At 65.7% G+C, this 11,060-nt stretch carries 11 protein-coding genes; 5 read left to right on the top strand and 6 right to left on the bottom strand.

Annotated elements, in window-relative coordinates; all coding sequences use genetic code 11:
* Positions 1–15: 15 nt before the first annotated feature.
* The 3 genes from A5622_RS12455 to A5622_RS12465 form a co-directional block, all read right to left on the bottom strand.
* Positions 16–1,218 carry a cytochrome P450 gene (locus tag A5622_RS12455; protein WP_066868266.1) on the bottom strand — a complete coding sequence of 401 codons (1,203 nt, stop codon included), beginning with the start codon at positions 1,216–1,218 and terminating at the stop codon, positions 16–18.
* Between the two features lie 10 nt (positions 1,219–1,228).
* Positions 1,229–2,062 carry a mycofactocin-coupled SDR family oxidoreductase gene (locus tag A5622_RS12460; RefSeq protein ID WP_066868264.1) on the bottom strand — a complete coding sequence of 278 codons (834 nt, stop codon included), beginning with the start codon at positions 2,060–2,062 and terminating at the stop codon, positions 1,229–1,231.
* 80 nt (positions 2,063–2,142) lie between these two features.
* Entirely contained in the window at positions 2,143–2,730 is a 588-nt protein-coding gene (locus tag A5622_RS12465) for a TetR/AcrR family transcriptional regulator (protein ID WP_066868262.1), read from the bottom strand.
* A gap of 97 nt (positions 2,731–2,827) precedes the next feature.
* On the opposite strand from A5622_RS12465, the gene A5622_RS12470 reads away from it, so the two are divergent.
* The 4 genes from A5622_RS12470 (at position 2,828) to A5622_RS12485 (ending at position 5,758) form a co-directional block, all read left to right on the top strand.
* Positions 2,828–3,418, top strand: coding sequence for a PaaI family thioesterase (locus A5622_RS12470; protein ID WP_066868260.1), 591 nt, complete (start codon positions 2,828–2,830; stop codon positions 3,416–3,418).
* 15 nt (positions 3,419–3,433) lie between these two features.
* Positions 3,434–4,198, top strand: a complete 765-nt coding sequence (locus A5622_RS12475; protein ID WP_066868258.1) for an SDR family oxidoreductase — start codon at positions 3,434–3,436, stop codon at positions 4,196–4,198.
* Positions 4,164–4,823 carry a cysteine hydrolase family protein gene (locus A5622_RS12480; protein WP_066868256.1) on the top strand — a complete coding sequence of 220 codons (660 nt, stop codon included), beginning with the start codon at positions 4,164–4,166 and terminating at the stop codon, positions 4,821–4,823. The genes A5622_RS12475 and A5622_RS12480 overlap by 35 nt, the downstream gene beginning before the upstream one ends.
* 104 nt (positions 4,824–4,927) lie before the next feature.
* Positions 4,928–5,758, top strand: coding sequence for a rhomboid-like protein (locus tag A5622_RS12485; RefSeq protein WP_082984730.1), 831 nt, complete (start codon positions 4,928–4,930; stop codon positions 5,756–5,758).
* Here A5622_RS12485 and A5622_RS12490 read toward each other — a convergent pair.
* From A5622_RS12490 to ligD, 3 genes are all read right to left on the bottom strand, one after another.
* Positions 5,699–7,741, bottom strand: a complete 2,043-nt coding sequence (locus A5622_RS12490; RefSeq protein WP_066878788.1) for a glycoside hydrolase family 172 protein — start codon at positions 7,739–7,741, stop codon at positions 5,699–5,701. The two genes, A5622_RS12485 and A5622_RS12490, sit on opposite strands and share 60 nt — an antisense overlap.
* 330 nt (positions 7,742–8,071) lie before the next feature.
* Positions 8,072–8,254, bottom strand: coding sequence for a hypothetical protein (locus tag A5622_RS12495; protein WP_156749049.1), 183 nt, complete (start codon positions 8,252–8,254; stop codon positions 8,072–8,074).
* Between the two features lie 516 nt (positions 8,255–8,770).
* Positions 8,771–9,802: a non-homologous end-joining DNA ligase gene (ligD, locus tag A5622_RS12500; RefSeq protein ID WP_066868249.1), complete on the bottom strand. Its 1,032-nt coding sequence runs from the start codon at positions 9,800–9,802 to the stop codon at positions 8,771–8,773.
* Positions 9,803–9,828: 26 nt separating this feature from the next.
* On the opposite strand from ligD, the gene A5622_RS12505 reads away from it, so the two are divergent.
* Positions 9,829–10,908, top strand: coding sequence for an ATP-dependent DNA ligase (locus tag A5622_RS12505; RefSeq protein WP_066868247.1), 1,080 nt, complete (start codon positions 9,829–9,831; stop codon positions 10,906–10,908).
* Positions 10,909–11,060: the final 152 nt, after the last annotated feature.

Below are 11,060 nucleotides of genomic sequence, written 5' to 3' on the forward strand. Positions count from 1 at the left end.
AAGCGCCAGCCGTTCTCAGGGCAGCACGACCCGCAGTCGCTCCCAGCCGCGGACGGTCGACGTCGACGCCAATTGCGCCGTGTCGTAATCGATGTCCCATTCGGGCCACCGGTTGAGGATCTCGTCCAGCGCGACGCGGCCCTCGAGGCGGGCCAGGTTGGCACCCAGACAGTAGTGCACGCCCTTACCGAAGGTGATGTGCGAGATGTTGTCGCGGCGGATGTCGTAGGTGTCGGGATCGGTGTAGCGGCGGTGATCGCGATTGGCGGCGCCGAACAGCAACAGCATCGCGCTGCCGGCCGGCACCGTCGTGCCGTAACACTCGAAATCCCTTGCCATCCAACGGGCGACGTGCGGACCGGTGGGTTCGAATCGCAGCGTCTCGTCGACGGTGCGGGTCAACAGTGACCGGTCCCGGTAGACCTCGCGGCGCTGGTCGGGGTGCTCGGCGAGCACTTTGGCCAGCCAGCCGATCAGCCGGCCGGTGGTCTCGTTTCCGGCCCCGGCGACCACCTGCGTGTAGTGCAGCACCTCCTTGCGGGTCAGCTTGCGGTGCACCCCGTTCTCGTCGTCGAATTCGACGTTGAGCAGCGTTGTCATCAAATCGTCCGAGGGGTTCTTGGAACGCCATTCGACGTAGTCGGCGTAGATGCGGCCGTCGGCGATGGAGTCGGCGTCGGCGACCTTCAACGGCGCACCCGGCTTGGTGCGCAGGTTGGCGTCGTTGGCGTCGCGCACTGAGATCTGTTCGGACTCCGGGATCCCCAACAGCATTCCGATCACGCGCATCGGCATCATGGATGCCAGCTCGGCGATGATGTCGAAACCCCCGGAGCCGACCAGCGGGTCCAGGCAGCGCACGCAGTATTGCCGGATCTGGTCCTCGAGCGCGGCCATCCGGCGGGGGGTGAACACCCGCGACATCAGGCCGCGCAGCCTCGAGTGTTCGGGCGGGTCCTGGAACATCATGACGCCGCCGGGCATGTCGAATTTCGACTGGACGAGCTCGAGGATGTCGCTTCGTCTGTTGGAGAAGGTCTCCCAGTTGGCCAGGCCGCGTTCGACGTCGGAATGCCTTGACAGCGCCCAGAAGTCGTAGCGCTCGTTGTAGTAGATCGGCGCTTCCTCGCGCAGCCGCGCGTAGATCGGGTACGGGTTGGCATTGATGTCGACGTCGTAGGGGTCGTAGTAGACGTCGGTGTCGTTGGTGACCGTCATCGATGCTTCCTTACTTCAGGCAGCTGCCCGCGTCCACCGGGAGCGCGACCCCGGTGATGTAGCGGGCCTCGTCGGAGGCCAGGAACAGCACGGCATTGCTGATGTCCTGGGCGGTGACCCACGGGATCGGCAGCGTGTGGAAGGTCTGGCAGATCGGCGCGAGATCGTCGGGTCCAGGGTTGTCCAGATCGGGGCGAAACGCGTGGAAGGTGCCCTCGTTGATCAGCAGCGGCGTGTTCACATGGGTCGGCAACACGGCATTGACCCGAATCATCTTGTGTCCCAATTCGACTGCGAACGCGCGCATCAGCCCTATCACGCCGTGCTTGGCCGACGTGTAGTGCCCGGTGTGCAGGTAGGCCTTCTTGCCGGCGACCGACGAGGTCAGGATGATCGAACCGCCGCGGTCGCCCTCCAGCAGGTGCGGGACACCGGCCTTGACCGTCTTCCACACACCGCTGAGGTTGACGTCGATCATCTCCTGCCACAGCGCCTCGTCGGTCTTGTGCAGCTTGCCGGTCATCGTGCCGATGCCGGCGTTCGCGACGATGACGTCGAGGCGCCCCAGCTGTTCGACACCGCCGTCGACCGCCGCCCGCAACGCGTCGTACTCGCGGACGTCGACCTCGGCGGTCACCACGCGAGCTCCGGCGTCCTTGACCATGCCCGCCGTGACGTCGAGGTCTTCCGGTGTCGCGGCGGGAGCCGGCGATCCCTCAAATCCCCGGCAGATGTCGACCGCGATGATGTCGGCACCCTCCTGCGCGAGCCGGACGGCGTGACTCCTGCCCTGCCCCCGTGCCGCACCGGTCACGAAGGCGACCTTGCCGTCCATCCGACCCATGGCATCCTCCACCCATCGACTTTGGGCGATCGCCCAAAAGTGTGGCGCAGGCCATGTCTAGCAGCATCGTGACGAGTCCGTCAAGACCGCAGCGCGGCCTCGATCAGCGTTGCCGCGGCGGCGCGCGCATGCACAACGGGCGCGGTGTCATTCAGTGACGTCGCCATCGCGGTGGCACCCTCGAACAGCACGGCCAGCTGCTGGCCGAGCAGATGAGGATCGGCGGCACCGGCCTCGCGCGCGACCGCGATGAGACGGTCACTGAAGTTGCGCTTGTGGGTTCGCACGATGTCGTCCGTCGTCGCCAGCGATCCGGCCGATTCCACCGCGGCGTTGTGAAAAGGGCAGCCGCGCACGATGTCCGATTGACGTACGTCGAAGATGGCCAGCAGGCGCTCGCGGGCGGGCAGGTCACCCTCGTCAAGGCGGCGTTCGGTGGGCGAGCCGCCGCGGGCGTCGATGTTGCGCAGATAGGTGTCGATGAGCTCGTTCTTGCTGGCGAAATGTTGGTAAAGCGTTCGCTTGGAGACGCCGGCCTCTTGCGCGATCAGTTCGACTCCGGTCGCGTGAATGCCGTTGCGGTAGAAGAGCCGGGCCGCGGCGCGCTCGATGCGTTCGCGTGCGCCGCGCCCGGCCACCCGGGGCGACTGTGCTGCGGCTGCGCTCACGGCACCGATGGTACACCGTCCGGTTTACAAATAGCCGGTGCATCGCTAGCTTGGTGCTAACGAAGTAAACCGATCAGTTTTATGCCGGAGGGGTCGCATGGTGCATTCAGACGCTCGAGAGGCCGAGGTCACGGGATGGGGCGAGCCCCGGTCGCGCCTGATCAGCTGGCACGACCCGATCGCCACCCAGGCCGCCGCCGCGTCGATGTCCGGCCTGTCCTACTGGCGGGCGGTGTCCGACGGGCAGTTGCCGCCGCCACCGATCGGTGAGCTCATCCAGATGCGCATCGCCGAGGTGGAAAACGGCCGCATCGCCTTCAGCTGCACACCCGACGGGTCCATGTACAACCCGCTGGGAACGGTGCACGGCGGCACCGTGTGCACGCTGTTGGACACCGTCACCGGCTGCGCATTGCACACCACACTCGCCGCGGGCTTCGGGTACACGTCGGTCGAAATCAAGGTCAACTACCTCAAAGCCGTCACCGTGGCCAGCGGACCACTGACCGCGGTCGGCACGGTGGTCAAGGCGGGCGCGCGCATCGGGTTCACCGAAGCGAAGGCCACCGATGCCTCCGGAGCGCTCGTCGCGACGGCGAGCAGCACCCTGTTGATCTTCGAATTACCCAGTCGCACAACTCAATACAACGGCAACGGCAACGGCAACGGCAACGGCAAGCATCGCTGAAAGGACCGGACCGCCATGACCTCCGTTTTGATCACCGGCGCCAACCGCGGCATCGGCCGCGCCGTCGCCACCGAGTTCGCCGGCCGCGGCCACCGCGTGGTCGCCACCGCCCGTGACCCCCGCACCCTGGCGGAGCTCGACGTCGCCCTGCGGCTGTCCCTCGACGTCACCGACGATGCCAGCGTCACCGCGGCCGTCGACGCCGCCGGCGAAATCGACATCGTCGTCGCCAACGCCGGGGTGATCTTCTACGCCGCCGTGGAAGCCACGCCGCTGGCCGAGCTGCAGCGGCTGCTCAACCTCAACACCGTCGGCGCGATCCGCGTGGCCCAGGCGGTCCTGCCGCAGATGAGGTCCCGACGTGACGGGAAACTGCTGTTCATGTCCAGCGTCCTCGGACGCGTCGTGCTGCCGCCCGGGGCGGCGTATGCGGCAACGAAGTGGGCGCTGGAAGCCCTCGTCGAGGCGTTGGCGATCGAGGTCGCGCCGTTGGGGATTCAGGCCGCCCTGTTGGAGCCCGGAGCCGTGAGCTCCGGGGCGCTCGACGACGTGACCACCTACAGGCTCCCCGACGATCCCTACGCGGCGATCCTGCGGGGTGGCGGGGCCCGCGCCGGAATGATCACCCCCGAACAGGTCGCGGCCGAGGTGGTCGATGCCGCCGAGAAACCGCAACTGCCGCTGCGCATTCCGATCGGCGGAGCGGCCAGGGCGTTGTTGACCGCCCGCCATGCGGCTCCCGACGATGTCCCGTTCATCATGGGCGCGGCCGAGAGATGATGGTCGGGTGGCGAATGACAAGGCGGCGACCGGGCTTCTGGTGATCGATCCCTACAACGATTTCATTTCTCCGGGCGGGAAAGTGTGGGATCGGTTGCAAGGCGTCATCGAAAGCAATGACTGCGTCACCCATATGCAGCAGGTGCTCGATGCCGCCCGCGGTGCGGGTTTGCGCGTGTTTTACGCGCTGCATCGTCGCTACCGCCCGGGCGATTACGAGACGTGGAAGTACATCGCGCCGGTGCAACGAGCAGCCTGGTCGCGCAAGACCTTTGAATACGGCACCTGGGGCGGCGAGATCCGTCCCGGGTTCGAGCCGCAACCGGGCGACATCGTCGCTCACGAACACTGGTGTTCCAGCGGCTTCGCCAACACCGACCTCGACCTGCAGCTCAAGCGCCATGGCATCGAGCGGGTCATCGTGATGGGCTTGATCGCACATACCTGCGTCGAGGCAACGGTTCGGTTCGCCGCCGAGCTCGGGTATGACGTCACGGTGGTTCGAGACGCGACGGCCGATTACTCGGCTGGCGAGATGCACGCCGCCCTCGAGGTGAACATGCCCAACTACGCCTCGGCGCTCGTGACGGCCGACGAGGCCGTTGCCGCGATCGCCGCTCTTTAAGCCGACGTCACGGGGCCGCGGCGATCCGTGAAGATTTGCGGCGCGCGTGTGAAGGCTTCGTTAAGAACGAGGCACGCCGCCCGGCGAACCCGCACGGTAGAGGCATGACGCTCGCCGCTACCCGCGACGGCGCCCTGCGTTGCGCTCAGGCGCCGCTGCGCGCCATACCCGGAGCGGCGTCGGTTCGAGTGACGGTGAGCTACGCGGTCGTCTTGCTCGCCATCTATCTCATCCTCGCCGCGCTGGGCCCGCACGCGCACGAGGTCGCCGTGAGCCGAATGAGCACGAACATTCACAACCTCGGGCGCGGTCACCTGGGCACCTTGATCGGCAGCGCATTCGTCAACGACGGCGGCGATCTGTTCTTCTGGCTGCCCGGGCTGGTCTGCCTGCTGGCCCTGGGCGAACTCATGTGGTGTGGCAGGGGCTTGCTCGTCACCTTCGCGGTCGGGCACATCGGCGCCACGGTGATCGTCGCGGTCGGCCTGGTCGCCGCCATCGAAACCGGCATGCTGCCGGTTTCGGTCGCCCGCGCCAGCGACGTGGGAATCAGCTACGGCGCGATGTGCGTGCTCGGCGCGTTCACCGCCGCGATCCCGGCCCGCTGGCGCGGGACCTGGGCGGGTTGGTGGCTGGGAACCGCGGTGGTGGCGGCCGCGGGTGCGGACTTCACCGCCGTCGGCCACGTGGTGGCGCTGCTGCTCGGCATCGGCTTGTCGTTCCGGTTGCGGTCGGCGGCCTCGTGGGCACCCCTGCACCAGGCGTTGCTCTTGGTCGCCGTCACGTTCGGCTATCTGTTGCTCGCCGGGCCTTCGCTGATGGCGCCCGCCGGCGGGCTGGCCGGTGCCCTCATCGGACTGGCCACCAACCGCTCGTTAGTCGGCGGGCCCCGCCAGCGTGTCGACGTGATAGCGGCTGGCGGTCCACGGCGGTGAGTCGGCGGTGGGCGTCAGGGTGATCGTCACCTGCGCCTTACCCGCCGTCACCGAGCGCGGCAGCAGGTAGGTATCGTCCAGCCAGCGGTGGAAGCTGTTGCTGCGCGGCTGCAACCAGTTTCCCGTGGGTGTGCCGTCAACCGCAACGTCGGCCGACTGAAAACCGATGGCCTGATCCGATGTCCGCCGCAGCAGGATGCCGTGGTTGTCCGGATCGATCTGGACATGAAAAGTGATCGCGCCCTTGCCGATACGGACCGAACCGACGACCGGCAGGGTGTCCTGGGTGCCTTCGTACTCGCTGACCAGTAGCTGGTCGGTCGCGTCGAAGTCGGCGTAGCCGTGCAGGACTCGATTGACGGGATCAGTCGGGCTGACGTCGTCGCCACCGGTGACGCCGGCGACCGGCTGTGTGTAGAGGAATGCCGTTGAGCCGTAGTCGGGTTGGACCATGTTCCGTTTGCCGTGCTCGATGCCGAATCGGATCGCGGAGTGATAGCCGATGGCGTCGGCCAGCATGATCCGGTAGACGGCGACGCAATAGTCGGCGCAACCACCGGCGGCGGTGCGTTGATCGGGCTGGCCGTTGAGGGGGTCGCTGAAGTGGGTGCCGCCCTTGAAGTACCAGCCGCCCTCATACAGGTCCTCGGTGCCGGTGCCGTACCACTGCGGGGACGCGGCGCCGTCGGTGTAGACCCGCTCGGCACCCTCGAGAAAGTAAGGGGCATCGTCACTGAACGCCGTTTTGGTTCGATTGCCGCGGATGGTCTGGCTGACACCGACGAATTTGCCGCGTCCCTGTTCCTCGGCGAACAACCAGTCCTGGCCGAGTGCCGTCGGCCCGGCATGCGAGCGCGCGGTGAAGTAGCCGGCTCGGCCGCTGCTCAGCGCGGGCGCCCACTGGGCATCGGGAGTGGTGGCGACGTCGCTGTCTATCCCCGACACCACATCCGCGCCCGCGTTGACCAGTGTTACGCGCGCTGACTGCGCGAAAGGCATTGGCCACCAAGCGCATAGCAGCAGTGATCCATCGTGCTGCGCAGTGGTGGCGAACATCAGCGATCGCACGGGGTTGGCCCCCAGCCCGGCGCCGAAGAACTCACCTAATGGGGAGTCCACCATGGTCCGGCCGTCGAACTCGATCTGTAGCCGCAAGGTGGTCAGCTGCGCAGTCGCCGGCTCGGGCAGCTGCAGCCGCAGTGCCGAAACAGTCGCCGGGCCAGTCGTTTCGGCGATGGTTTGTCCGGCGCTGGGGGCCAGCTCGATGACCCGATTGGTGTGCGCGGCAACCGTGGCGGCCGGTTTGGGGTCGGCCGTACCGGCGGCTCGCAGCATGTCCAGCACGTCGAGCGCGGGGTCGGTCGGTGAAAAGGTGTCGACCCCGTCGGCGTTGGGAAACTGCCGATAGTCGACGTGGTAGTACTCCAAATGGGATGTGACGCTGACCCGCATCGAACGCCGATACGGCATCGGCACCTTGATGTAGTCGCCTCCCGGCGATTGAGCGGCGTTGGCGACCAGCGGCCACACGAACGGTGCCCCCAGGTTGCCGTCGACCAACGATTGCAGCGGGGTGTCGACCACGGTCTGCCCGTCCAGCTCGATGCGGATGTTTCCGAGTGCGCGAAGATTGCCGCCGTCGCGGGTCAACCAGATCGATTCGATCTCTCCGGCACCGTGATCCTCCGCGATGACGCAGCCGGCGCCTCCCGGCGCCAAGCACCCGCCGCTGCCGTTGCGATTGCCCGTCGATATGTCGTAATCGCCGCCACTGCGATCGAAGCTGGATACCTGCAGAGTCTGCGAGCCGGGGTGCAAATACGGCAGCCGATCGAGCCGCCGATAGGTGTCCCAGCCGACCAATCTTTCGCCGATTTGTTTCGTCACCGGCGCGGCCGGCTCCGCGGCGGCCGCGCCGGCGACGGGAATTGTCGACAGCAGCAACGCGAATGTCACGGTGCATAACCGAGCTGCCACCGACATAGCACCTGAGCCTACGGAACGAGATTTCGTACCCGCAGTTGAGCCTCGTGAGGAATTCCGTACTGAAAGTCCGATTTCTGCCGTTAAAACGAGTTAATATCCTGTTTTTAGCCAACACGTTTGCGCCACGGCGCCGATCGGCATTCAAGTACCCCTTTGCGGCACAGCAGAACTCGACTTTGGCGGTAACTTTCTGAACTGGCGCCGTAAGACGGCCCAAATTGACGACCGCTACTCGACGGCTTTCAGTCAGGTGAAGTAATTGAATGAAAATTACTCATTCCCATACTCATACGAGGGCGCGGCGCGTAATATTCCTACTCTCGGGCGTCAGATTTCTCCTACGGACGGAGTGGTCATGTCTGGTCTGAAATACAAAGTTGTTCTTGGTTTGATCCTCACCTTCACCGCCATCACGGCTTCCGGCTGCACGACGCCGATAACAATCGATTGCGGACCCAATCTGACCTGCACGATGTAGGTCTGCCGGGCTACCGGCAGGGTCTGGATCACCCCCGCGTCCATTGCGTGGTAGGGCCCGTTTCCTGGGCCTGTCGAGTAGTTTCTCCATGGCATTGGGTGTCCGCATTCGCACGGTCAAATTCCGCTACGCGCCGGCCTGGCGGATAGGAACGTGACAGCATGAGCCGATCCCCGGTGGCACGAAAAACGCTGGGCCGCAAGGGTTTGCCGGCGCCATCGGTTCTATTCGGGGCGCGCACGCTCGTCGCGAATTGCTTGGGTGGCCTTTGCACGCGATGGCGGTAAACTATTCTCCTCGGCCAAAAGGTTCAAAGCCGTTGGCCCCGACGCCTTGACGGATCGGGTACGGGAATTCGTGCGGTTTGAATCCGGTTGGCATCACGGGATTGAAGTTCCAAGTTGTCACCGTGACAAATCGGCTCAAGCCACTGCGGCGCAATGCAATGCCTTTTGCGTGGACGCCCCGAGTGATAGCGTTGAGATCCTCACTTGGGCGCAGCGGCGCGGGACGGTAAAACGCGGCCGAGGAAAGTCCGCGCGTTTCGGCTAGTCCTTCTCGTTTTTGAGATCTCGATCCCGGCTGGGCTGAACGCGTTTGGGCTCGCCGGGCATTTTCGGGTAGTTCGGCGGATACGGCATGTCCCCCAGCCCGCGCGCCTCGTCGGCGTCGGCCATTTCCAATAGGGCAGCGATCGATTGGGCCGCATCATCCATTGCGGCCCAAGGGTCTTCCCGGCCCTTGATTAGATCGGGCACGGTCGCCATGGTGTAATCGTCCGGCTCGGCGTCGGCCAGCTCGTCCCATGTCAGTGGCATCGAAACGGTCGCGATCGGCGTGCGTCGCACCGAATACGCCGACGCCATGGTGCGGTCCCGGGCGTTCTGGTTGAAGTCGATGAAGATGCGCTCGCCACGTTCTTCCTTCCACCAGGAGGTGGTGACGGCATCGGGCGCACGGCGCTCGACCTCGCGGGCCAAGGCGATGCCGGCACGGCGTACCTCGATGAAGTCCCAATCGGTCGCGATCCTCAGGAACACGTGGATACCGCGACCGCCCGATGTCTTCGGGTATCCCGCCAGCCCCAGTTCGTCGAGCAGCGGCCGCAGCACGTCGACCGCGACCGTGCGCGCCTGGTCGAAGGCGACGCCGGGCTGCGGATCCAGATCGATGCGCAGTTCGTCGGGGTGGTCGGTGTCCGGGCAGCGCACCTGCCATGGGTGCAGGGTGACCGTGCCCATCTGCGCCGCCCACACGACAGCCGCCGGATGGGTGACCTTCAGCGCGTCGGCGGTCCGCCCCGACGGAAAGGTCACCCGGCACGTCTGCAGGTAGTCGGGATGGTGCTGCGGGATCCGCTTCTGGTAGATCTCCTCGCCGTCCACGCCGTCCGGGAACCGCTGCAGGTGGGTGGGCCGGTCGCGCAGCGCGTCGAGCATCGGACCACCCGCCACGGCACGGTAGTAATCCACCAGGTGCCGCTTGGTGCCTTTCGATCCCAGTTTGGGGAAATACACCTTGTCCGGATTGGTCAGCCGCACCGCTATGCCGTCGACGTCGAGCTCTTCTGCAGCAGCCATACCTCCGATTCCAGCACAATCAGGCTATGGACCTCCCTGTCATGCCGCCGGTGTCGCCGATGCTGGCGAAGTCGGTGCGCTCGATTCCCGCCGATGCGTCCTACGAGCCCAAGTGGGACGGCTTCAGGTCGATCTGCTTTCGCGACCACGACCAGGTCGAGCTGGGCAGTCGCAATGAACGGCCGATGACCCGCTACTTCCCCGAGCTGGTCGCCGCGGTGAGGGCCGAGCTGCCGCAGCGCTGCGTGATCGACGGTGAGATCGTCATCGCCACCGACCGGGGCCTAGATTTCGAGGCGCTGCAACAACGGATTCATCCGGCGGATTCGCGGGTGCGCATGCTCGCACAGACCACGCCAGCGTCCTTCATAGCGTTCGACTTACTCGCCCTCGGCGACGACGACTACACACGGCGACCCTTCACCGAGCGGCGCGCCGCCCTGATCGACGCTGTGTCTTCAGCGGCCCGGCCGGGCCGCATGATCCACGTCACGCCGGCGACGACCGATCTGGACACCGCGCAGCGCTGGTTCAACGAATTCGAGGGCGCCGGCCTCGACGGCGTGATCGCCAAGCCGCTGGACATCACGTATCAGCCGGACAAGCGGATCATGTTCAAGATCAAGCACGAGCGGACCGCCGACTGTGTGGTCGCCGGTTATCGGGTGCACAAGTCCGGTGCCGACGCGATCGGTTCGTTGTTGTTGGGTCTGTATCAAGATGACGGCCAACTGGCGTCCGTCGGGGTGATCGGTGCGTTCCCGATGGCCGAGCGGCGGCGGCTGTTCAGCGAATTACAGTCGCTCGTCACCGATTTCGATGGCCACCCGTGGAATTGGGCCGCGCACGAAGCCGGCGAACGGACGCCTCGGAAGAACGAATTTTCCCGCTGGAACGCCGGCAAGGATCTGTCGTTCGTGCCGCTGCGGCCCGAACGGGTGGTCGAGGTCCGCTATGACCATATGGAAGGCCGGCGGTTTCGTCATACCGCGCAGTTCAACCGGTGGCGCCCGGACCGCGACCCACGCTCGTGCACCTACGAACAGCTCGAACAGCCGGCGACGTTCAGCCTGGGCGACATCGTGCCGGGACTCGGTCCGCGTTGATTCTCTGATGCTCCAACCTGTTTGAGGTTGGGGCCGTTGCTGGTCATGATCGGCGGCGGTGGGGCACCTAGTTAATTGTCGGTGGTGGGTGGGGTTGGAAGGGTGTGTACCACCACCAGTCGGCGCGTTCGCCGATCGGTCCCGGACACGGC

Origin of the sequence: Mycobacterium sp. 1245801.1, from assembly GCF_001673055.1 — a bacterium.
Taxonomy (GTDB): Bacteria; Actinomycetota; Actinomycetes; order Mycobacteriales; family Mycobacteriaceae; genus Mycobacterium; species Mycobacterium europaeum_A.